The organism is Tessaracoccus sp. MC1679 (assembly GCF_014164775.1).
GTDB lineage: Bacteria > Actinomycetota > Actinomycetes > Propionibacteriales > Propionibacteriaceae > Arachnia.
Window position 1 is genome coordinate 354,364 of record NZ_JACJGB010000004.1, and the last position, 21,885, is coordinate 376,248.

Below are 21,885 nucleotides of genomic sequence, written 5' to 3' on the forward strand. Positions count from 1 at the left end.
GCCTCCTCGCCTGGGTCCGCTACAGCAACCCGCGCAGCCTATCGCCCAATCCGTCGCCGTCCGGGGCGCGCACCTCCGGCGCCATGTCCGGCTCCCAGCGCTCCTCGGTGGCGGGGACCTCCATCGGGAGGCCATGGGCCAGTGTGTGCTCGCCGGGCGTGAGCTGACGGATGGCGCGGGCCCGTACGTGCTCCGGCTGCAGCGCGGCGAACTCGGCGTAGAGGTCCGGATCGTGCTGCCCGTCGTCTCCCACCAGCAACCACCTGATCTGGGGAAGGTCGCGGGCCAGCTCCCGCAGGCATCGGCGCTTGTGATCTGGGCCGCTGCGGAACCAGCCAGTGTTGGTGGGCCCCCAGTCCGTGAGGAGCATCGCTCCTTGGGGGATCCCGTGGCGGGCGGTGAACCGTTGGATCATCGGGTAGGTGTTCCACGCGCCGGTGGAGACGAAGATGATGGGGGAGCCAGGATGGGCGGCGAGGAGCTGCTGGTAGAGCCTGGCCATGCCCGGAACTGCCTGACGAGCCTGTTCGGTGACGACGAACGAATTCCATGCGGCCACCATCGGACGAGGGAGCCAGGTGGACAAGATGGTGTCGTCGATGTCGCTCACGATCCCGAAATCGACGTCGTCGGCGATCACCTGCAGGCTGGCCAGGGCCGAGGATCCGCCCGCGCCCTCGAGCGTGACCGAGTGCCAACCCGGTGGCAGCCCGGGGTTGCGGACCCGCACGTCGATGTACCCGCCCCGGTCGGCATGGACCGGGATCCGGACATCGCCGATCACCACGGTGATCCTGGCCCCGACTTTCGCTGAGCCCAGGAAGTTGCGCCAACCCCGGCGATAGATCAGCGCAGAGGCAGCCTGGACGATCCCGAGGTCAGCCGACGGGCGCAGCACCACTCGACCGAGGATGCGCAACTGCTCCGAGGTGCCGTAGCCGGTGAAGGCGAGGATCGACTCCTCCCACCCTCGCTTGTTGAGGGCGCGATTGACCAGAGAGTTGATCCGATCCTCGATCCGGGCGGCGATGAAGGGGCGGGAAGCCATGACCCCAAACCTAGTGCAACGTGCCAGAATGGGCGGGTGCCTGAGTCCGTCGAGATCGTCAATGCCCTGCCGCCGCAGCTCCTGGCCGAGATCGCAGAGTGTGGGTTCTACCCCAGTCTGGTGGCAGAGACGGTGGCGCTGGGGCTGGGCCAGCGGGAGCTGCTCGATTTCCTCGTCCAGCACGAGGCCACCTTTGCCGGGCACGAGCTCCACCGCCACATGACTGTGCTGGTGCGCACCGCGCGGCAGCTGCTGATCTGCCACATCGACGAGGGTGAGGGCGCTCAGACCGAGGCGGTGGCCACTGCCGAGGTGGTGGCGTTGCGGGCGGTCGATTCCGTCGTGGTGACGCGCGCACTGCAGGATCCGGAGAACCGCTCCGGGCTCAGCGAGGCGTGGCTGACGATCGTGTGGGGAGCTGCGAGGCGCGTGGACCTCGGCCCCGCGGCCTGCGAGGATCCAGCCTGTGAGGCGGACCACGGGTACACGGGCGTGATCCAGCCCGACGACATCACGGTCCGGATGAGCCCTCAGGCCGACGGAGACAACGCGCGTCGGCTCGTCGCCTTCGGCGTTCGTCTGCAGGCGGTGGTCGGCTGATGGGCTCAGACTTCGTGGAGCCCCGCTACGAGGATCTGGCGCTGGCCAACCTGCTGCCCAGCGTTGTGGCCACGTTGGATGCGACAACGCCGATCATCGCGCTTCCGCGGGCGCGCAGGTACGTGCTGCTGCTGGTTGACGGACTTGGCTGGCATCAGCTGCTGGAGTTCGGCGATCACGCTGAGACGATGTCGCGCCTCGCGCGTGACGCGCCGAGGCTCACCTGCTCGGTGCCCTCCACGACGGCCACGTCGCTGACCTCGCTGGGTTGCGGGGTGCCCACTGGCGAGCACGGCATCGTGGGGTACACCTTCTTCGAACCCAGCGTCTCGCGCGTCATCAACGCGCTCACCTGGGAAGGTGGGCCGGAGGATCTGGGTACCTTCGCCCAGACCCCCACGCTCTTCCAACGCCTCGCTTCGTCGGGTCGTGGCTCCGCGGCAGTGACCCTCGGACGCTTTGCGGGAAGCGCTCTGACCCGCCTCGCGTTCGGCGGCAGCAGGCTCTTCCCTGTCGCCGTGGAGGGAGCCGCCGAGGAGTTCTCCGGACTCGTGCTCGAGGCCCTCGAGACTGCCGAGGTGGTCTACGGCTACGAGCGGATGCTGGATCACGACGGCCACGGCCACGGCGTGGGCTCCTGGCAATGGCTGGAACGCCTGGCGATGGTCGACGATCTGGTGACGCACCTGGTCGAGGCGCTCCCAGCAGATGTCTGCCTGCTCATCACGGGTGACCACGGCATGGTCAACGTGCCGTCGGGGTCCCGTGTGGTGGCGGAGGACGAGCCGAGGCTCGCGGGCTATTCGTTCCTCGGCGGCGAGCCGCGGTTCCGGCACATCCATGGCGAGGACCCGCGCGCACTCGCCTGGGCCTGGGAGAGCGTACTGGGCGAGCGGGCACATGTGCTGCGGCGGGAGGAGGCCATCGAAGCGGGGTGGTTCGGACCGCAGGTGACGGGGTTGAGCGCGGCCAGGATCGGTGACGTCGTGGCTGCGATGACGTCGGACTACGCGGTCATGAGCAGGCAGAGTCCGGGGGAATTCAGCCTCGTCGGCATGCACGGGTCGCTCACAGCCGCCGAGATGGAGGTCCCGCTTCTCATGCACGGCGGTGGCCGGTGAGGTTGCGCATAGCCATCCTCATCGACGACTTCTATCCCTCATCCGGGGGAATCGGACGTTCAGTCGAGACCCAGTTGGAGGAGCTGACGGCACTGGGTCACGAGGTCACCCTGATCGCGCCGGACCGGCACCTGCAGAAGCCGCGGATCGGGCGCGTCATCGAGTGCCCCACCCTGTACGTGGAGGGACTGCCCGCGCATCTGAGCATCCTCCACTGGTCGAAGAGACGCGCGCGCCTCATCAGCGAGGTGGCGACCTTCGATGTGGTGCACACCCAGACCGAGCGGGGGGCCCTCGGACTCGGCGCCCGGATCGCACGGCTTCAAGGCATCCCGCATCTGCACACCTTCCACGCCAACATCGCAGGCACCCACCAGACCGTCCACGGGGCAACCTTCGGCACCCTCGGATACCAGGCACTGATTCTGCCCGGCCTCCGCATTGCGCGCGGCGGTGGTCCTGCCCCGTCGACGAGGCTGCCAGCCTCCACCAGTGAGACGGGTGGCCTGGCCGCCCGCACCGACTGGAGATCATTCGCCACGATCGCGCAGCTGGCCGACGCCTACACGGTGCCGTCGCCATTCATGCGCGACCTGATCGATGAGGCCGCGGGAAGGCGCCTACCTGGCTACGTGGTGCCGACGGGATACAACCGCCGGATGAAGCGGACGATCGACGAGGCCCCCCGCGAACGTGGCGACGACGCGGTCCGGTTCCTCTCGGTGGGCAGGCTGGCGAAGGAGAAGCGGCTCGATGTGATGATCAAGGCGTTCCGGCGTGCCGCGCTTCCCCGCGCCGAGCTCGTGATCGTCGGTGACGGCGACCAGCGCGACAGACTGAAGGCGCTCGCGAGGGGATGCGACTCGATCGACTTCCGGTGGCACCTGTCATCCACATCCGCCCTGGCCTACGAGTTCCGCAACGCGGACGCCCTGGTGCTGAGCTCCTACCGCTTCGATTCGCAGGCGCTGGTCATCGCAGAGGCCGTCTCCGCGTCACTGCCGGTGATGTACTGCGACGATCGGCTGACGGTGGGGGTTTCGCCGCGGACCGCGCTCCTCACCGGTCCCGACGTGACCTCCATGGCCCAGGGATTCCGTACCTTGGCGGACGGCCACTTGAGGGCATCCATGGCGTCTGCCTCGGCTGAGCTGATGCCCGATCTGGCTCCGGCGAGGATGGCCGAGCGGTACGTCGAGGCTTACACGGACCTCATCGAGCGAAAGGCGACGCGTGGCTGAGCTCGTGTTCCACACCGGACCCATGGACAGCGGCAAGTCGACGTTGGCGTTGCAGTTGGACTACACGCGGTCGTCCCACGGTCGCCAAGGCCGGGTTTTCACCTCGCAGGACCGCGCGGGGGAGGGAGTGATCGCCTCCAGGCTGGGCCTCAGCGCTCCGGCCCTGGAGGTGCACGACGGCTTCGATTTCTGGCGCTACGTCATCTCTGAGCTGACCACCGGCAAGCGCGTGGACTACCTCGTCTGCGACGAGGCGCAGTTCTACAGTCCCGAGCACATCGATCAGCTGGCGCGGATCGTCGACGAACTCCAGCTCGACGTCTACGCCTTCGGGATCCTGTCAGACTTCAGGACCAGGCTGTTCCCAGGCGCTCAGCGCCTCATCGAACTAGCCGACAGGGTGGAGACGCTGCCCCTGGGGCCCCTGTGCTGGTGCGGGTCTCGGGGCACCCACAACGCGCGCACGGTGGGCGGGCTGATGGTGACGGAGGGATCCCAGGTGGTGGTCGGCGACACCGGCGACGGGGCCGAAGTGCGCTACGAGGTGCTGTGCCGGGCACACCATCGTCGTCGGATGACCTCCACCCGAGCCAAGGCGACCCTGACGGCGGAACCACTGCCCTTCGATCCCGACGACTTCTAGTGTCCTGACAATGGACTTCTACGAGGGTGTGGGCCCGCCGAACATGATCTCGTCCCAGGTGGGGATCTTGGCTCTCCGCCGGCGTGGCCGGGGCTTCTGGGGCTCTTCTCCGGCGTCAACCAGCGGCTCCTGAGCAGGCTCCGCGTCCTCGGCGACGGGCGGGGACGCCTCGGATGCGTCGTCGGAATCCGGCAGGGCTGCGTCCTCGAGCTCCTCCTCCGCGGACTCGCTGAGCCGTGCCTCGCGGGGCGCCTCATCATCCAGGATGCCGGTGTAGATGCGCACCGAATCTTCGCTGATGCCGCTGAGCATGTCGTAGAGGCGATCGAGCTGGGACGTGTCCTCGTTCCCGTCGTGCATCAGTTCTGAGGCCGGCACGTCGTCCCCAGGCGCCCCCGACTCGGAGACGGAGATGGCCCGGACCAGCGCCATCTCGTCAGTGAAATCGACGGTGTTCTCTTCGCCAGTCAGTGCGTCCGCGGACTCCTCGCCGATCATCCAGCGTGCATCCGAATTGTGGGCCACGCAGATGCGGGCCTTGGTGTCGAAGATGAACTCGGCCGAGCGGGACTCCACATCCAGTGCGAGCCGGCCCAACAGTCGCCACTTGAGATCCGGCTGCCTCCAGGCGTCCCACTCGATGGCATCGGCGTCGATGCCCCTGGACCTCAACCGCTGCCCGATCAGATCCCCCAACCGCCTGTGCGTCCCTGCCTCGCCACGCCGTCGGACGGTGGCCGTCTGCGCAGACTGGGCCACATGCTCGCGCTCCGCCAGCACAGGGCCCGCGAAGGCCTCGATGCGCTCGATCTCCATGCCCGTATCCTCGGCGACCTCAGCCACTGAGGCGCCCGAGCGAATCCGCAGCTGGATTTCGCGGGGGGTCAGAGCATTCACTATTGTTCCTCGTCCGGTCAGGTTATTTCCCACAACTTACCAGCGCCCCACCCGCCCGGGCGTCATCTGTCTTGCGTGGCCGCGCACAATGGTGTCGAGGCGAGGGCCGGGCCGGGATACCACGAGGGCTCCCGATGTGATACACATAGCCCCGTTCGCGGCACAGGAAGGAATACTGACGGATGGCAACCGATTACGACGCACCCCGCAAGACCGATGAGGAAATGAGCGAGGACTCCATCGAGGAGCTCAAGACCCGTCGCAACGACAAGAACTCGGGCAAGGTTGACGAGGACGAGGTCGAGGCTGCCGAATCGTTCGAGCTTCCAGGTGCGGATCTCTCCCACGAAGAGCTCACAGTTCGCGTTCTCCCGCGCCAGGCCAACGAGTTCACGTGTGCGTCATGCTTTCTCGTGAAGTCCCAGAGCCAGCTCGCGGAGGTCCGCGGAGGGCAGAGCTACTGCGTCGACTGCGTCTGAGCGGCTCCACCTGTCCTCAGGGGGTGGGCGTCACAGGTCCAGTTTGTTGCGCAGCTTGCTTGGGCCCTGGTGGGCGAATGTGGTCACCCAGCGCCGTTGAATGAAGCGGTTGATGACGATCTGGGACATGCCCACTCCAAGTCCGCTGGCCGCCGCCCAGATGAACGCCCTCGCCATCGGGGTCTCGGGATCGTTGATGTCCGGGACCGGCTCGCCCGTGGACGCCTCCCACACCTTGGTGACCAGCTTCTGGGCGACCAGGGTGGTGAGCGCGCCGAGCACTCCGGCGTAGAGCTTCCACATGAGCTTCTCAGTCAGGGCCATGGGGTTCCTTTCGATCGGACCAACACTGCCACCTTAAGTGCTTCGAGGTACTGTGGAAAGGTGACCTACCGCGAACGTCTGCACGTGCCTTGGTGGTGGGCGGTGATCGCCCTTCTCTTCTGGCTCAGCCTCGCCGTGGCGGTTGTGGCCTATGTCCCGCTGCAGCCGGCCGTAGCCTTCTCCGTCCTGGCCGCCGTCGGCCTCCTGCTCGCGCTGGTGGCGTACAGCCGTACGCTCGTCGCCGTCGACCACGACGCTCTCATTGCCGGACGGCACCGGCTGACGCGCGAGTACATCGCCGGCGTGGTGCCGTTGAGTGGCTCGTCGGCCCGCGCTGCCTACGGTCCCGAGGCTGATCATCGCGCCTTCCTGTTCACCCGCCCGTTCATCACCGATCTGGTACGCGTGGACCTGGCGGATCCGGCGGATCCGCATCCGTACTGGCTGGTGAGCACTCGTCACCCCGAGGAGTTGGCGGCAGCCCTCGAAGCAGTCAGGGGGAATCCGTGATCGTCGAAGCGATGGTGAGCCCCGGGCAGTTGCCGACCTACGCGCATCCAGGCGACGCCGGGGCTGATCTGAGGGCCGCAGAAGACGTGGTGCTCCGTCCCGGGGAGCGGTCACTGGTCGGCACGGGAGTTCGTGTCGCGCTGCCGTCCGGGTATGTCGGCCTCGTCACACCAAGGTCGGGTCTGGCCGCCCGGCACGGCCTCAGCATCGTCAATGCACCAGGAGTCGTCGACTCCGGGTATCGCGGCGAGATCAAGGTCTGCCTCATCAACCTGGACCCCGAGAAGCCCATCAGCCTCAGCGCGGGGGACCGCATCGCCCAACTGGTGGTGATCCCGTTCGTCGGCGCCTCGTTCACCGCCGTCGACACCCTCGATGACACCCCCAGAGGCACGGGTGGCTATGGTTCTACGGGCGGATTCTCCACCTCCACCGAGTAAGGGACAGCAGTGATTTTCGGACGCAAGAAGCGCAGCGAAGACCTCGACGACGACATCGAGCAGATGACCGACGTCGAAGCGGAGCAGGAGGACGACGAACTCCCGCTAGGAGACTCCGAGCGCTGGGACGCCGAGTTCACCCGTGCGGAAGGCCCTTTCGACATCTCCGAGGTGGACCTGGAAGCCGACGCGGACGAGGTCAGGCGCCTGGACATGGGACCCCTGATTCTTACGCCCTTCCAGGACATGACCCTGCAGCTGCAGGTCAACCGCGAGACCAATCAGGTGCAGTCGTTGCTCGTCGGGGATGGTCGATCCGCGCTGGAGGTGGCAGTGTTCACCGGACCGGCCAAGTCGTCGATGACCGGCGAGATCCGCGACGAGGTGATCGAGTCCACCCGTCAGCAGGGGGGCCGCTGTCAGGCTGTGAAGGGACCGTTCGGCACCGAGCTGCGGCGCGCGCTTCCGGTCAAGGACCAGAACGGGAATCCCGCGATGCATCTGTCGCGGACATGGCTGGTGCCTGGACCCGGCTGGGTCCTGAGGGGGGTCCTCCTCGGCAAGGCCACCTTCGAACCCGACGACGAGGAGATCGCGCTCCATCTGTTCGAGTTCTTCAGCAACCTGGTGGTGCGTCGCGGCAACACCCCGGCCGCGCCGGGCAGTCTGCTGCCGATGCGGGTGCCTGAGGCGAAGGGCTGATCCCGTGGGCAAGCATTCGGTGGCTGATCGACTGCGGCGCTACTTTCTCTCCCACGAGGAATTGGAGGCCCGTGAGCTGCTGGAGCAGGCCGAGGACAGCGGAGCCCAACCGCTGACCTCGTGCCAGATGCGCTCACGCGTCGTTCTCCAGGGAACCATCACCGCCGTCACGTCGGATGCGCAACACGGATGGCTCGAAGCCGAAGTCAGCGACGGCTCAGGCACAGTGAAGCTCGTCTGGATGGGACGCAGCAGGCTGGAGTGTCTGCTCCCGGGCAAACACATCCGGGTCGACGGCCGCCTGGCCCAGGCAGATGGGGTTTGCGTGATGTACAACCCCGACTTCGAGATCGTGCCTCAGTCGTCGTAGACGTCGGTGGCGAACATCGCCGCCAGATCCGCCTCGGACTCCTGCGTGACCAGGAACAGCAGCTCGTCGCCGCCCTCGAAGGCGCGATCGCGCTCGGGGGTCAGGGGAGCGCCGTCCCGGATGACGGCCACCAGGACTGTGTCGCCCGGTAGCTCAACGTCTCTGAGTCTGCGGCCGGCCAGATGCGACGACTGCGGGAGCGTCACTTCGGACAAATGGGTGGTCGACTTGTTGAAGGTCAACAGCCGAACCAGATCCCCCGTGGAGACAGCCTCCTCCACCAACGCCGACATCAGGCGCGGGGTCGACACGGAGACGTCCACCCCCCACTGCGCGTCGAACAGCCATTCGTTGCCGGGATGGTTGACCCGCCCCACCGTGCGTGGCACCCCGAACTCGGTCTTGGCCAGGAGCGAGTGGACGAGATTCACCTTGTCGTCTCCTGTGGCGGCGATGGCCACGTCGCAGTTCTCAAGCTCGGCCTCCTCCAAGGACTGCAACTCGCAGGCATCGGCCTGGAACCAGTCCGCCCCCGGCACCGAGTCCGGCTTGATGGCCGCCGGATCGCGCTCGATGAGGAGGACCTGATGCCCGTTGGCGATGAGTTCCCGGGCGATGGACCGGCCCACGTTTCCGGCCCCGGTGATGGCGACGCGCATGACTCTCCTAGTGCTTGGCCGGGGGATAGGCGAAGAGCGTCTCCAGCTCATCGGTGCGGTCCGTGTGACACGCGATGTAGATCAGATCGCCGTCCTGGAAGATGGTGTCGCGGTCCGGCACCAGCCCGCGACCCACGCGCTGCACGAAGGGGATCGGAGACCCGGCCGCTGACTGCAACTCGCTGATCCGTCGTCCCACCCATCCACTGTGGACGTGGATCTGGAGCAGGCGGGCGGTCCCTGTGGGGTCCCGCCAGACGGGCTCGCTTCCCTCGGGCAGGAGCCGACGCAGCACCTGCGTGACGGTCCACTTCACCGTGGCCACCGTCGGAATGCCCAGACGCTCGTAGACGGCTGCCCGACCCTGGTCGTAGATGCGCGCCACAACGTTGTCGATGTGGTAGTTCTCCCGAACCACGCGGGCGGCGAGGATGTTTGAGTTGTCGCCGGAGGACACCGCCGCGAATGCGTCGGCCTTGCGGATCCCCGCGGCTTCGAGGACCTCGCGGTCGAACCCGACGCCCTTGATGGTCAGGCCCTTGAAGTCCTGACCCAGGCGGCGGAACGCATCCAAGCTGACGTCGATGATGGCGACGCTGTGGCCACGCTTCTCGAGGCCGGTGGCAAGCATTGAGCCCACCCGGCCGCAGCCCATGATGACGATGTGCACCCTATGACTCCTTCGGCGGCTTCTCGCAACAGAACCTACACCCCAGGGGAGGAGGGCTGCGCAATGACTTTGGAGGACAAGAGGTCTACCGTAACCCCGTGAACGTGATGTCGGCGCTCAAGCGCATGGTGGTGGGGCGGCGTCTCACCAACGCCCAGATGGGGGAGACGCTCCTGCCCAAGAGGCTGGCCCTCCCCGTTTTCGCCTCCGATGCGCTCAGCTCTGTGGCCTATGCCCCGGATGAGATCCTGATCACGCTGTCCCTGGCGGGGATGGCCGGGTTCATGTTCTCCTGGCAGATCGGCGTGGCGGTGGCGGTCGTCGTGGCCATTGTGGTGATGTCCTACCGGCAGACGGTTCACGCCTACCCCAATGGAGGCGGTGACTACGAGGTCGCCACCGTGAATCTGGGCAGGTACGCGGGCCTGACTGTCGCGGCCTCGCTGCTGGTCGACTACGTGCTGACGGTCGCGGTGTCCGTGTCCGCCGGTGTCATCAACGCCAAGGCCATGGCTCCGTTCCTTGACGGCTACGAGGCGTGGACTGCTGTCGGAGTCATCTTCTTCCTGACCTTGATGAACCTCCGGGGGGTGCGAGAGTCCGGCGCCATGTTCGCCATCCCGAGCTACGTCTTCATGGGCTCCATGTTGCTCATGATCGGGATCGGGCTGTTCCGGATCCTGGTATTAGGGGAGGAGCTGGTGAGTGAGACCGGAGACCTCATCGTCGTAGCCCCCGAGGGTAGCGCGGAGTTCGCCGGGTGGGCCATGGTCGCCATCCTGGCGCGCTCGTTCTCGTCAGGTGCCGCGGCGCTGACCGGCGTGGAGGCCATCGCCAACGGTGTCCCGGCCTTCCGCAAGCCCAAGAGCACGAACGCCGCCAGTGTGCTCACCATGCTGGGGGTGTTGGCCATCACGATGCTCCTCGGCATCATCGTGCTCGCCAACCTCACGAGGGTGCACCTGATCGACGAACTGTCGGGCACCCACTACGTCAACGCCGCCGGCGAGACCATCCACAGCGCGGCGCACACCGTGACCGGCCAGTTGGCCCGTGTCGTGTTCATGGACTGGTTCGAGCCCGGGTTCTACATCGTGATCACCGCGACCATGCTGATTCTCTTCCTGGCCGCCAACACCGCTTTCAACGGCTTTCCGTCGCTGGCGTCGATCCTCGCCCGGGACGGCTTCCTCCCGCGCCAGCTGCACACCCGCGGGGACCGGCTGGCCTATTCCAACGGCATCGTCATGCTCGCTGTCGCGGCCGCAGTGCTCGTCCTTGCCTTCGACGCGTCGGTCACCGCGCTGATCCAGCTGTACGTGGTAGGTGTCTTCCTGTCCTTCACCGTCGGTCAGACGGGCCTGATCATCCACTGGACCCGCGCCCTCCGTGGGGAGCAGGACGTGAGCGCACGCAAGCGGATGGTCCGGGCTCGCATCATCAACACGGTCGGCGCCGCCGCCACTGGGATCGTCCTCATCATCGTGCTGATCTCCAAGTTCACGCACGGGGCGTACCTGGCGGTCGTCGCGATGGCCGTCCTGTTCGCACTCATGCTGACGATCTCCAACCACTACCGGGCTGTCGAGCAGGAGGTCGCGCTCAGGCCGGACTCGGATCGCGCCCTGCCGAGCCGGGTGCGTGGAGTGGTCCTGGTGCAGAGGGTCAACCTCCCGACCCTGCGTGCCATCGCCTTCGCCCGTGCTGCCCGCTCCACGACGCTGACGGCCGTCACCGTCGCCGTGGACGACGACGAGGTGGAACGGATCCTCGACGAGTGGGAGGCGGAGGACTTCGGCACCCCACTCAAGGTGATCGCCTCGCCGTACCGCGAGATCACCGGGCCGTTCATCAAGTACGTGAACGAGTTGCGCAGCGAGAACCCGCGCGACGTGGTCATCGTCTACATCCCCGAGTTCGTCGTGGGCCACTGGTGGGAGCAGTTGCTTCACAACCAGACGGCGCTGCTGATCCGTACCCGCCTGCACTTCATGCCTGGTGTCATGGTCACGAGCGTGCCGTATCAGTTGAAGTCGTCCGGCAAGGCGAAGGCGGCCGCCAACAAGGCCTCCGAGCCACGCAGGCGATGAGCGTTGAGGTGCGGCTCGAGCGGGTCGCGCACGGCGGGTACGTCGTCAGCCGCGCCGAGGGCAAGGTGTTGTTCGTCACCGGGGGGCTTCCGGGGGAGCGGGTAGTCGCGGAGATCACTGAGACGGGAAGACGGTTTGACCGGGCGCGAGTGACCCAGGTGCTTGAGGCCTCCGACGGCCGGGTTGAGCCGCCGTGCCCCATCGCCGAGCGATGCGGGGGGTGCGACTGGCAACACGCTGACCAACCCACCCAGTTGAAGCTGAAGACCGCCGTCGTGGCCGAACAGCTTCAGCGGCTGGCTGGAGTCGACTGGAACGGAACGGTCGAGGCGGTCCCCGGGGGGCTCACCGGCTGGCGCACGCGGGTGCGCTACGCCGTCGACGAGGCAGGCCGGGTGGGTTTCCGGGCACGGCGTTCGCATGAGATCGTCGCGCTGCCCGAGGGCGGCTGCCTGATAGCGGCGCCCGGGCCGACGGTGGCCGAACTCACGCTCCAGGCCCGCCCCGGAGGAGAGCTCGAGGTCACGGTAGGCGAGGATCGCACCGTCGTGACCGCCGTTGCCGGGGGGAGACGTGAGGCCACTGTGCGGCAACGCGTGCGGGGCCGAACCTACGAGGTGGCCCCCGGCGGATTCTGGCAGGTCCATCCACACAGCGCGGACACTCTCACTGGCGCGGTGCTGGAGGGTCTACGGCCGGAACCAGGAGATCGCGTGCTCGATCTCTACTGCGGGGTCGGGCTCTTCGCCGGCGCCCTCGTGGACGCCGGATGCATGGTGCTGGGGGCTGAGCTGTCACGCGAGGCGGTGCGTCTGGCCCGCCGCAACGTGCCGGAGGCCGACTTCGTCGCCGGCGCCCTTGAGCGGGGGCACCGCGACCTGCCCGAGTGGGCCGACCTCGTGGTGCTCGACCCGCCTCGAAAGGGGGCCGGCGCTGATGTAGTCCGCGCGATCGTCGATCGGGGACCACGAGCGGTGGCCTACGTCGCGTGCGACCCTGCCGCGCTCGCCAGGGACCTCGCCACTTTTGCCCAGCTCGGCTACGGATCGGTTGATATCAGGGCCTTCGACCTGTTCCCCATGACCCACCATGTGGAGTGCGTGGCGATCCTGCGCCCCCGGCCTGACGCCCCTGACCAACCCCTAGACTGACGGGGACCGGCGATGGCGCCGCGCATGCGTGAACCATGGTATCTTGATATCAAGACAGTTTGGCGAGTGCCAAGTTAAGGAGAAGGATGAGCGTCAACAGTTTCGGGGCCAAGGCGAGCCTCGACGTCAACGGCACCTCGTACGAGATCTTCCGGGTCGATGCGGTCCCGGGCTCGGAGAAGTTGCCCTTCAGCCTCAAGGTCCTCCTGGAGAATCTGTTGCGCACCGAGGACGGCGCCAACATCACCCGCGACGACATCGCGTTCCTGGGCGCCTGGGACCCGGCCGCTCAGCCCGATCATGAGATCCAGTTCACGCCCGCCCGCGTCATCATGCAGGACTTCACCGGCGTGCCATGCGTGGTGGACCTGGCCACCATGCGCGAGGCGGTCGCGGGGCTCGGTGGGGACCCGTCGAAGGTCAACCCCCTCTCGCCCGCAGAAATGGTCATCGACCACTCCGTCATCGCGGAGGTGTTCGGCATCGCCGGCGCCTTCGAGGCGAACGTGGATATCGAGTATCAGCGCAACCGCGAGCGCTACCAGTTCCTCCGGTGGGGCCAGAAGGCGTTCGACGACTTCAAGGTCGTGCCGCCTGGCACCGGCATTGTGCATCAGGTCAACATCGAGCACCTCGCGCGTGTGGTCTTCCCTCGCGTCGTGAACGGCGTCCTGCAGGCATACCCCGACACCTGCGTGGGCACGGACTCGCACACCACCATGGTCAACGGCCTGGGCGTCGTCGGGTGGGGCGTCGGCGGAATCGAGGCTGAGGCGGCCATGCTCGGGCAGAGCGTCTCGATGCTCCTCCCGCGGGTCGTGGGCTTCAAGCTCACCGGCAAGCTGAACGAGGGCACCACCGCGACAGACCTCGTCCTCACCATCACCGAAATGCTGCGTGAGCACAAGGTGGTGGGCAAGTTCGTCGAGTTCTACGGCGACGGCGTGGCGGCGGTGCCGCTGGCCAACCGCGCCACGATCGGCAACATGAGCCCCGAGTACGGCTCCACCATCGCCATCTTCCCGATCGACGAGCAGACGATCGCATACCTGAGGCTCACCGGACGCGACGAGCAGCAGATCGCCCTCGTGGAGTCCTACGCGAAGGCGCAGGGGCTGTGGCACGACCCGAGCGTCGAGCCGCAGTACTCCGAGTACATCGAGCTGGACCTCGCCACCGTTGTCCCCTCCATCGCAGGTCCGAAGCGTCCGCAGGACCGGATCCGCCTCGACGAGTCGAAGGCGGCCTTCCGCGAAGCGGTCGCAGGGTTCGTTGGAGCCCCGCATGACGCGGACGCCTACTCCGGCTACGACCGGGCCGTCGCGGCGACGATGGAGGCTTCCGACCCCACCGGAGTGAATCCGAGCAGCGTGGACGATTCGCCGGCCCCGTCGGACCCGGCACACCACACGATGCGCCCCCGCGTGCATGCCGCGGCACCGGTGACCCTGGCCGACGGGACCTCCTTCGAGCTGGATCACGGCGCCGTGACGATCGCCTCGATCACCTCCTGCACCAACACCTCCAACCCGAGCGTCATGATCGGCGCGGGCCTGGTGGCGAAGAAGGCGGTCGAACGCGGTCTCACCCGCAAGCCCTGGGTCAAGACGTCGCTGGCCCCCGGCTCGCAGGTGGTCACCGACTACTACGACCGCTCCGGGCTCACCAGCTACCTCGACGCCATCGGATTCAATCTGGTCGGCTACGGGTGCGTTACCTGCATCGGCAACTCCGGTCCGCTGATCCCGGAGGTCACCGACGCCGTCAATGCCCACGACCTGGCGGTCTCGGCGGTCCTCTCCGGAAACCGCAACTTCGAGGGCCGGATCAATCCCGACGTCAAGATGAACTACCTCGCCTCGCCGATGCTTGTCATCGTCTACGCGCTGGCGGGAACCATGGACATCGACCTGTTCAACGATCCGATCGGGCAGGATCCGGAGGGCAACGACGTCTTCATGCGCGACATCTGGCCCACCGAGGCCGAGATCGACGAAGTCATCAACGACTCGATCAGCGCGGAGATGTTCGTCACCCGCTACGCCGACGTGTTCGCCGGCGATGAGCGCTGGCGGTCGCTCCCCACCCCGGACGGCGAGACCTTCGAGTGGGATGCGGACTCCACCTATGTGCGGAAGGCGCCCTACTTCGACGACATGCCCGCAGAACCCACACCGGTCGAGGACGTGTCCGACGCCAGGGTGCTGCTCAAGCTGGGGGACTCTGTCACCACGGACCACATTTCGCCCGCGGGGAGCATCAAGGCGGACTCGCCGGCCGGCCGGTACCTGACCGAGCATGGGGTTGAGCGGAAAGACTTCAACTCCTATGGATCGCGCCGCGGCAATCACGAGGTCATGATTCGAGGCACGTTCGCCAACATCCGGCTGCGCAATCAGATTGCGCCGGACACCGAGGGCGGCTTCACGCGCGACTTCACGGTCGACGGGGGCCCGGTGACCACCGTCTACGACGCGTCGGTCAACTACGCCGCAGCGGGCATTCCGTTGGTGGTGCTGGCGGGCAAGGAGTACGGGTCCGGCTCGTCGCGTGACTGGGCGGCCAAGGGCACCGCACTGCTGGGCGTCCGGGTGGTGATCGCCGAGAGCTACGAGCGGATCCACCGCTCCAACCTGATCGGCATGGGCGTCCTCCCGCTCCAATATCCGGAGGGCCAGACCGCCCAGACGCTGGGGTTGACGGGTGAGGAGTCCTTCTCTGTCTCGGGAGTCACGCAACTCAACGAGGGCTTCACGCCGAAGACCATGACGGTGAAGGCGGTCCGCCCGGACGGCACCGAGGTCGTCTTCGAGGCGGTCGTGCGCATCGACACGCCGGGGGAGCGCGGCTACTACGTCAACGGCGGCATCATGCAGTACGTGCTCCGAAATCTCGCCAGGAGCTGAGCCTGTCGTCACGCAAACGAGGCGGTCCCCTTCGGGGGGTCGCCTCGTTTGCGTCTCCCTGGTCTGGTCGAGGTCTTTACTTCTGTCGGGGGCATGAGATTCAATAGAACACATGTTCGATGATGACGAAATGATCCGGGTTTATGTGCCGCCTGGGTGGCCGGGCACGGTGCGGCCGCCCGGTTCGCAGGGGTGGCTCGCCTCGGCCGAGGGCTATCTTCTGGATTGCTGCCCCGCGGAGTATCGGGGATACCAGCTGCTACGTCGGCATCCGGTGGTACTGGCACGCCTGGCGGGGGAGTTCGTCGCCTCGCAGCTGCTGGCCACCAGGACGGGCCTCACGGGCCTGCGTTCTTCCCTGGCCGGCGTTGTGGACTCATCCACCGCGGATCAGGCCGCAGCCCTCCTGCAGCAGGAGGAGGCACGGCTCACCCGGGTGGCCAGGGGAGTAGATCTGGTGGAACAGGCGCTCCGGGACGCGCGGTTCGTGCCCAGGCTGTAGCGGTTCGTAGCGGGGGTGCTCTGGTGTTAGGGCCTACTATTGTGCGCATGTCCTTGGTCGAATCGATCCAGAGCCCACGCGATCTTCGTGCGCTCTCCCGGCGGCAGCTCGTTCAGCTCGCCTCCGAGATCCGGTCCTTCCTCATCACGAAGGTGAGCCGGACGGGTGGCCACCTGGGGCCCAACCTCGGCGTCGTTGAGCTGACCATCGCCATCCATCGGGTGTTCGACTCGCCGTCGGACCCCGTCATCTTCGACACGGGCCACCAGAGCTACGTGCACAAGATCCTCACGGGCCGGGCGGCCGGGTTCGACACCTTGCGTCAGCGCGGCGGGCTGTCGGGCTACCCGGAGCCGGCCGAGTCCGAGCACGACTGGGTGGCCAATTCGCACGCGTCCACGGCCCTGTCGTGGGCCGAAGGTCTGGCGAAGGGATTCCGGCTCCGCGGCGAGCAGCGCACGGTGGTTGCCGTGGTGGGCGACGGCGCCCTCACCGGCGGCATGGCCTGGGAGGCGCTCAACAACATCGCGGCCACCCCCGGTCTCCGCCTCGTGGTGGTGGTCAACGACAACGGCCGTTCCTACACCCCAACGGTGGGCGGCCTCGCGAACCACCTCGCAGGGCTCCGCACGGACCAGCGCTACGAGAAGACGCTCAGCCTGATCAAGCGCACTGTGAACCGGATGCCGCTGGTGGGGCGTCCCGTCTATGACCTCATGCACGGCGTGAAGACCGGTATCAAGGACGTTGTCGCCCCGCAGTCGATGTTCTCGGACCTCGGGATCAAGTACATGGGCCCGCTCGACGGCCACGACATCACCTCCCTCACCAATCACCTTGAGCAGGCCCGCCACTTCGGGGGACCGGTTCTTGTCCATTGCGTCACCCGGAAGGGTCGCGGCTTCCAGGCTGCGGAGGAGCATGAGGAAGACAGGTTCCACGCCGTCGGCCGAATCAACGAGATCACCGGCGAGCCGCTGTCGGCCTCAGTGCAGGCCACCTGGACCGACGCCTTCGCCGAGGCGATGGTGCAGGTGGGTCAGCGTCGCCCCGACGTGGTGGCCGTCACAGCTGCGATGCTGTACCCCACGGGGCTCGGCCGGTTCGCCGCGGCCTTCCCGGACCGCACCTTCGACGTCGGCATCGCCGAGCAGCACGCCATCGTGTCAGCGGCCGGCATGGCGCGCTCCGGCCTGCACCCGGTGGTGGCGTTGTATGCCACGTTCCTCAACCGTGCCTTCGATCAGGTGCTCATGGACGCCTCGCTGCACGGTGTGGGCCTCACCATCGCCCTGGACAGGGCGGGTGTCACGGGGACGGACGGCCCGAGCCACAACGGGATGTGGGACATGAGCCTGATGGGCCTCGTGCCAGGGCTGCAGCTGGCGGCTCCGCGGGACCAGGCGCGGCTGGTGGCCGCCATTGACCGGGCCGTCGAGGTCGATGACGCCATCACGGTGGTGCGCTACTCCAAGGAGCGCCTCCCCGACGAGATCGCGGCTGTGGCCCATGTGGGCGAGGGACTGGCCCGCGTTGACATCCTCCGTCGAGCCGAGGGAGCCAGGGTGCTCATCGTCGGTTACGGCCAGTTCGCCGGGATGGGCCTGGGCGTGGCAGAGCGGCTGGGGGACCAGGGAGTGCCCGCCTCGGTTGCCGATCCGCTGTGGGCCCTGCCTGTCAGCCAGGATCTCGTCAGCCTCGCCGCCGGGCACGATCTCGTCGTGACCTTGGAGGACAACCTGGTGGAGGGTGGCGTCGGCCAGAAGCTCCGCTCAAGGCTCGCCGATACCGGCGCCGCCACGCGGGTCCTCACCTTCGGTATCCCGCAGCGCTTCCTTGCCCACGGATCACGCGACGAGGTGCTCGAGGAGATCGGACTGACGGCTGCCAAGACCTCCCTGCAGGTGTTGGGTGTGGTCCTGAGCGGATCAGAGCTGGAGGAGACTGCGGGGCGTCCGGCCTAGCTGTCGAGGGCCTCGGCTATCAGGGGCTCCAGGAAGTCCGCCTGCCAGGGCCTGGCACCCAGACCGATCAGCGCGTCCCGTGTCACGACGCTGTGCTCGAACAGCGCTCCGTGCAGTGCCGCAGGGGGAGCCACCAGACTCGGCTGTAGCCCGCCAAGGTCGCACGCCAACTCGTCGACGGCCGGACGCACCTTGGCCCACCGCTCGGCGGCCTCCGGGTTGATCCGGTCCCAGGTGCGGGGGTGGGGCACGCCGGTGTGCGGTCCGCGCCGGGGTGGGTAAAGGGCTTCCGGCATGGCCCTGACCTCATCCAGCGCCCCCATCCAGTTGGTGAGGAAGCGCTGCCCGGGCTGGGTGCTGAAGCCGGGGAGGGCCTGGGCCTGGGCGCGGGTGGGGACCGCCTCCCTGGCTCGGACGGCCAGTTCCAGGATTGCGGAGTCGTGCAGGATCCAGCCGGGAGGCCGGTCGCGTCGCTGCGCGATGGCGTCGCGCTCCAGCCACAAAGCTCGTGCCACGGCGTATTGCCGGGGCGTGCGAAGGGTGGTGATGCCGGTGAGGCGTCGCCATGGGTCCACCCTCGGTTCCGGCACCGCGGTGAACCGCGTGAGGGCGTCGTCGAATTCCTGGTGCGCCCAGGTGTCGCGGCCGGTGGCGCGGAGTTCATCGCCGAGGATGACGGCGAGTTCAAGCAGGTAGTCCACATCCAACGCTGCGTACGTCAGCCAGGAGTCGGGCAGCGGGCGCTTGGACCAGTTGTCCGCGGAGTGGGCCTTCCGGAGCCGCACCCCGAGTTCCGCGAGGAGGAGCGCGCCCAGGCTGGCACCCGGCTTCGCGAGGAGCCGTGCCGCCAGCTCGGTGTCGAAGAGCTGCGGGGGAATGATGCCGATCTCACGCATGCAGGGCAGGTCCTGGCTTGCGGCATGGATCAGCCAGGTGGCCTCGCCGCAGGCCTCAACCAGGCTGCTGAGGTCCGCCGGCCCGTCGTTCTCGAACGCGATGGGGTCGATCAGCCACGTGCCCGCTCCTTCCCGACGGATCTGGAGCAGATAGGCCTTCGGCCAGTAGCGGTGCCCGTGGGCGCGCTCTGTGTCAAACGCGACTGGACCCGTGCCGGCGCTCAGCGCGGCCAGGCACGCAGCGAGGGAGGGCGCGTCCGCGACCACGGGCCGGAGCGGTTCGCGGCTCTGCTCGACGTAGGTCACGAGCGCCGGCCCAGGGGCAGTGTGGCCACGCCGGGGGGAAGGGGCGGCTGGCCCGCCACCTGGCCCACGAGGTCCTCCCATGCGGCAAGGTGGCTCGTCAGCGGGTGCCGGTCGTCCAGCGTGGGGGTCCAGGAACAGCGGAGCTCGACCTCGGCGCGGTCTTCGTCGGCCATCTCCCCGAAGCCCCTCCCGTAGGAAGCCGTGACCGTCCCGGCCAGCGCCTGCGCGAGGCAGCCGCGGCTCTCAACCGCCTCGGTGAACCACGACCATGCAACCTCGGGCAGCAGTGGATCGGTCACCATCTCCATCTCGACGTCGGCGCGGACGTAGGTGACGAGGCGGAAGGTTCCACCCCAGGACTCGTTCCCGGAGGGATCGTGCAGGAGGATGAGTCTCCCCGAGGCTAGGGGCTCGTCTGTGCCGGCGAGCTCGGCCTCGATGGCCACCGAGAAGGGCGCGATCCGCTGAGGGGACCCGATCTCGTCGGTGTTGAACCCGCGCCTCCAGGTCATGGACTCGAGCTCTCGCAGCGCCCGCGCGAACGGCTCCGGGGGGATGGGGGTCACGTTCGCTGGCACGGGTGACAGCCTAGGCCGGGGCGCATCCGATCCCGCGATGGCGCGCCGGGCGCGGGCCCGGCTAGGCGCGCCTGAGGCGCAGGCTGACCGAGTTGATGCAGTAGCGAAGGTCCGTGGGGGTCTCGTAGCCCTCGCCCTCGAAGACGTGGCCGAGATGTCCGTCGCATGCGGCGCAGCGGACCTCCACCCGGGTCCGCCCGCGGATGGAATCGTCGCGCAGGTAGCGGACCCGTTCTTCGGCCAAGGGGGAGAAGAAGCTGGGCCATCCGCAGTGGGAGTGGAACTTCTCGGTGCTGCGGAAGAGCTCGGCGCCACACCCGCGGCACTCGTAGATGCCCTCATCCTCAGTGTCCGTGTATTCCCCCGTGTAGGCCATCTCGGTGCCGGCCTGGCGCAACACCTTGAACTCCAGCGGCGACAGCTCGGTGCGCCACTGGTCGTCGGTCTTGGACACGGGGGCGACGTAAGGCTCTGTCATGCATCGAGCTTAGGCACCCGAGTCAAGGCTCAGGAGTCGTCGCCGTCCAGGCCGTCGGGTAGGCGCGTTGGGGTCCCGTCGAGCAACTCCATGGCGCCGAAGGCGTAGCGCGCCAGGATGAGCTGGCAAAGGTGTGGGTTGTCCCCGATGGGGGCGGTGACGGCGACGGCGCCGGCCCGCAGCGCGGCCTGCGCGTGGGCGCGGTAGGCGGGCGTGGGAGTGAGATGGAGGCTGCCCACCGCGATGTGTCTCCGGCCCTGCATGCGCAGCGACTGGACGGCCGCAGCGGTTGCCGTTCCGTCTCCGTCCTCGACGGCGAGCTGGACAGGCAACCTGTGGTGGGCGGACCACTGCCGTGCCCTGCGTGCCAGAAGGGAGGAGCCACGCACGTCTCCACCACCCGGGGCGGTGAGGATGAGTCCGTCGATTTCCAGGGCGCCCCCTCGGTGAAGGGCCTCCCGCACCCGTTCGTCGAGGATGTTGAGCACCTCGCCCGCAGGGCCGACGGGGCGGCTCACCGCGAGGTGGATGTCCGAGGAGTGCGAGAAGGTGTCCAACTCCGGGGGGTGCGCAGCGGCGGAGACCAGGTCCAGGGGCACCAGAACGGCCTCCGCCACGTCGTCGGCAACCAGGCTCTTGATGACGTCCTCAAGCCTGGGGGAGACGCCACCCAGCCTGGCGAGGTGGATGCGTAGATCTGGCCGGGCTTCACGGAGGGCGGCAGCAATGGCCTGTAGCGCCTCCGACACCGGCACGTCGTCCGGGCCTTCAGCCACGAGCACGATTGCCGGCGCCGTCATCGACTCTCTCTCATCGGGCCACAGAGCATGGCGGTTCGAGGATCTAGAGTGGGCGATGGCGGTTTCGAACCGCCGACCTCTTCGGTGTGAACGAAGCGCGCTACCACTGCGCCAATCGCCCCTAGCGAAACGGGAGTCTAGTAGAATCCGCGGGAGAACGCGAACCGGCGACGAGAGTCACTCCAATTGCCGGGTGATCGGATGGCGCACCTCTCCTGGTTATGGCTGGGCGTGGTCGGCCGTTCGCAGTCGCCAAGGTCTTGGTCACGTGACGACTGACGTGTCCGATCTGCAGCCATTCCGTCATCACCAACGCTCAGGTAACAGCGATTGGCCGAGGAGCTCTTTGGCGAGGTGGCATCCGGGGGGATCTGCCATGGATGAGTCAGGCGTTACTCGATGCTGGCGATCGAGGGTGTGCCGGGTCGGGACCCCCATCGTGGCAAGGTCGCGTCATGCGGCCTTGTCTGCCCTCGCCGGGCGAGCCCCGCCCCGACCTTCGCAGAACTT

At 67.5% G+C, this 21,885-nt stretch carries 23 protein-coding genes and 1 tRNA gene; 14 read left to right on the forward strand and 10 right to left on the reverse strand.

The window, feature by feature from the left end:
• Positions 1–19 precede the first annotated feature (19 nt).
• Positions 20–1,048 (reverse strand): App1 family protein, encoded by a 1,029-nt coding sequence (locus tag H5398_RS08765; protein WP_182799740.1) that lies wholly within the window; start codon positions 1,046–1,048, stop codon positions 20–22.
• Between the two features lie 36 nt (positions 1,049–1,084).
• Here H5398_RS08765 and H5398_RS08770 point away from each other — a divergent pair, with 36 nt between their 5' ends.
• From H5398_RS08770 to H5398_RS08785, 4 genes are read left to right on the forward strand one after another with little or no spacing between them, the layout of a single operon-like run.
• Positions 1,085–1,648: a DUF5998 family protein gene (locus tag H5398_RS08770; RefSeq protein ID WP_370586093.1), complete on the forward strand. Its 564-nt coding sequence runs from the start codon at positions 1,085–1,087 to the stop codon at positions 1,646–1,648.
• Positions 1,648–2,769: an alkaline phosphatase family protein gene (locus H5398_RS08775; protein ID WP_182799741.1), complete on the forward strand. Its 1,122-nt coding sequence runs from the start codon at positions 1,648–1,650 to the stop codon at positions 2,767–2,769. Before H5398_RS08770 ends, H5398_RS08775 begins: the two co-directional genes overlap by 1 nt.
• Positions 2,766–4,010, forward strand: a complete 1,245-nt coding sequence (locus H5398_RS08780) for a glycosyltransferase (RefSeq protein ID WP_182799742.1) — start codon at positions 2,766–2,768, stop codon at positions 4,008–4,010. The genes H5398_RS08775 and H5398_RS08780 overlap by 4 nt, the downstream gene beginning before the upstream one ends.
• Positions 4,003–4,653, forward strand: coding sequence for a thymidine kinase (locus H5398_RS08785; protein WP_182782848.1), 651 nt, complete (start codon positions 4,003–4,005; stop codon positions 4,651–4,653). The genes H5398_RS08780 and H5398_RS08785 overlap by 8 nt, the downstream gene beginning before the upstream one ends.
• An 18-nt stretch (positions 4,654–4,671) precedes the next feature.
• Here the strand turns inward: H5398_RS08785 and sepH are convergent, their stop codons facing one another.
• Positions 4,672–5,583, reverse strand: a complete 912-nt coding sequence (sepH, locus tag H5398_RS08790) for a septation protein SepH (protein WP_370586094.1) — start codon at positions 5,581–5,583, stop codon at positions 4,672–4,674.
• Positions 5,584–5,732: 149 nt separating this feature from the next.
• On the opposite strand from sepH, the gene H5398_RS08795 reads away from it, so the two are divergent.
• The gene (locus H5398_RS08795; RefSeq protein WP_182782846.1) at positions 5,733–6,029 is read left to right on the forward strand and encodes a DUF4193 domain-containing protein; all 297 of its coding nucleotides are present in this window, start codon (positions 5,733–5,735) and stop codon (positions 6,027–6,029) included.
• A gap of 30 nt (positions 6,030–6,059) precedes the next feature.
• Here H5398_RS08795 and H5398_RS08800 read toward each other — a convergent pair whose 3' ends face one another.
• The gene (locus tag H5398_RS08800; protein ID WP_182782845.1) at positions 6,060–6,353 is read right to left on the reverse strand and encodes a DUF4235 domain-containing protein; all 294 of its coding nucleotides are present in this window, start codon (positions 6,351–6,353) and stop codon (positions 6,060–6,062) included.
• A 60-nt stretch (positions 6,354–6,413) separates the two neighbouring features.
• Here H5398_RS08800 and H5398_RS08805 point away from each other — a divergent pair, with 60 nt between their 5' ends.
• From H5398_RS08805 to H5398_RS08820, 4 genes are read left to right on the forward strand one after another with little or no spacing between them, the layout of a single operon-like run.
• Positions 6,414–6,863, forward strand: coding sequence for a DUF3093 domain-containing protein (locus tag H5398_RS08805; protein ID WP_182782844.1), 450 nt, complete (start codon positions 6,414–6,416; stop codon positions 6,861–6,863).
• Positions 6,864–6,874: 11 nt separating this feature from the next.
• Positions 6,875–7,303 (forward strand): dUTP diphosphatase, encoded by a 429-nt coding sequence (dut, locus tag H5398_RS08810; RefSeq protein ID WP_182783101.1) that lies wholly within the window; start codon positions 6,875–6,877, stop codon positions 7,301–7,303.
• Between the two features lie 9 nt (positions 7,304–7,312).
• The gene (locus tag H5398_RS08815) at positions 7,313–8,005 is read left to right on the forward strand and encodes a DUF3710 domain-containing protein (RefSeq protein WP_370586095.1); all 693 of its coding nucleotides are present in this window, start codon (positions 7,313–7,315) and stop codon (positions 8,003–8,005) included.
• 19 nt (positions 8,006–8,024) lie between these two features.
• Positions 8,025–8,375 carry an OB-fold nucleic acid binding domain-containing protein gene (locus H5398_RS08820; RefSeq protein WP_182782843.1) on the forward strand — a complete coding sequence of 117 codons (351 nt, stop codon included), beginning with the start codon at positions 8,025–8,027 and terminating at the stop codon, positions 8,373–8,375.
• Here H5398_RS08820 and H5398_RS08825 read toward each other — a convergent pair.
• Both H5398_RS08825 and H5398_RS08830 read right to left on the reverse strand, forming a co-directional pair.
• On the reverse strand, positions 8,363–9,034 hold the full coding sequence (locus tag H5398_RS08825) for a TrkA family potassium uptake protein (protein ID WP_182782842.1): 672 nt from the start codon (positions 9,032–9,034) through the stop codon (positions 8,363–8,365). The two genes, H5398_RS08820 and H5398_RS08825, sit on opposite strands and share 13 nt — an antisense overlap.
• Positions 9,035–9,041: 7 nt before the next feature.
• Complete coding sequence (locus H5398_RS08830; RefSeq protein WP_182783099.1) at positions 9,042–9,689, reverse strand: TrkA family potassium uptake protein; 648 nt, start codon at positions 9,687–9,689, stop codon at positions 9,042–9,044.
• A 113-nt stretch (positions 9,690–9,802) separates the two neighbouring features.
• On the opposite strand from H5398_RS08830, the gene H5398_RS08835 reads away from it, so the two are divergent.
• From H5398_RS08835 to dxs, 5 genes are all read left to right on the forward strand, one after another.
• Entirely contained in the window at positions 9,803–11,794 is a 1,992-nt protein-coding gene (locus tag H5398_RS08835) for an APC family permease (protein WP_182782841.1), read from the forward strand.
• Positions 11,791–12,945 (forward strand): class I SAM-dependent RNA methyltransferase, encoded by a 1,155-nt coding sequence (locus tag H5398_RS08840; protein ID WP_182782840.1) that lies wholly within the window; start codon positions 11,791–11,793, stop codon positions 12,943–12,945. The genes H5398_RS08835 and H5398_RS08840 overlap by 4 nt, the downstream gene beginning before the upstream one ends.
• Positions 12,946–13,031: 86 nt before the next feature.
• Positions 13,032–15,851, forward strand: coding sequence for an aconitate hydratase (locus H5398_RS08845; protein ID WP_182799744.1), 2,820 nt, complete (start codon positions 13,032–13,034; stop codon positions 15,849–15,851).
• Between the two features lie 112 nt (positions 15,852–15,963).
• Entirely contained in the window at positions 15,964–16,353 is a 390-nt protein-coding gene (locus tag H5398_RS08850; RefSeq protein WP_182799745.1) for a hypothetical protein, read from the forward strand.
• A gap of 47 nt (positions 16,354–16,400) precedes the next feature.
• Positions 16,401–18,317, forward strand: coding sequence for a 1-deoxy-D-xylulose-5-phosphate synthase (gene dxs, locus H5398_RS08855; protein ID WP_182782837.1), 1,917 nt, complete (start codon positions 16,401–16,403; stop codon positions 18,315–18,317).
• Here the strand turns inward: dxs and H5398_RS08860 are convergent.
• The 5 genes from H5398_RS08860 to H5398_RS08880 all read right to left on the reverse strand — a co-directional run bounded on the left by H5398_RS08860 (position 18,314) and on the right by H5398_RS08880 (position 21,496).
• Positions 18,314–19,519, reverse strand: a complete 1,206-nt coding sequence (locus tag H5398_RS08860; RefSeq protein WP_182782836.1) for an HRDC domain-containing protein — start codon at positions 19,517–19,519, stop codon at positions 18,314–18,316. The genes dxs and H5398_RS08860 overlap by 4 nt on opposite strands.
• Positions 19,516–20,097, reverse strand: coding sequence for a DUF3000 domain-containing protein (locus H5398_RS08865; protein WP_370585733.1), 582 nt, complete (start codon positions 20,095–20,097; stop codon positions 19,516–19,518). Before H5398_RS08865 ends, H5398_RS08860 begins: the two co-directional genes overlap by 4 nt.
• Positions 20,098–20,158: 61 nt before the next feature.
• Positions 20,159–20,575, reverse strand: a complete 417-nt coding sequence (gene msrB / locus H5398_RS08870; protein WP_182782835.1) for a peptide-methionine (R)-S-oxide reductase MsrB — start codon at positions 20,573–20,575, stop codon at positions 20,159–20,161.
• A 29-nt stretch (positions 20,576–20,604) separates the two neighbouring features.
• Positions 20,605–21,375 (reverse strand): sirohydrochlorin chelatase, encoded by a 771-nt coding sequence (locus tag H5398_RS08875; protein WP_182782834.1) that lies wholly within the window; start codon positions 21,373–21,375, stop codon positions 20,605–20,607.
• Between the two features lie 49 nt (positions 21,376–21,424).
• Positions 21,425–21,496: transfer RNA gene (locus H5398_RS08880), tRNA-Val, on the reverse strand.
• Between the last annotated feature and the right edge of the window lie 389 nt (positions 21,497–21,885).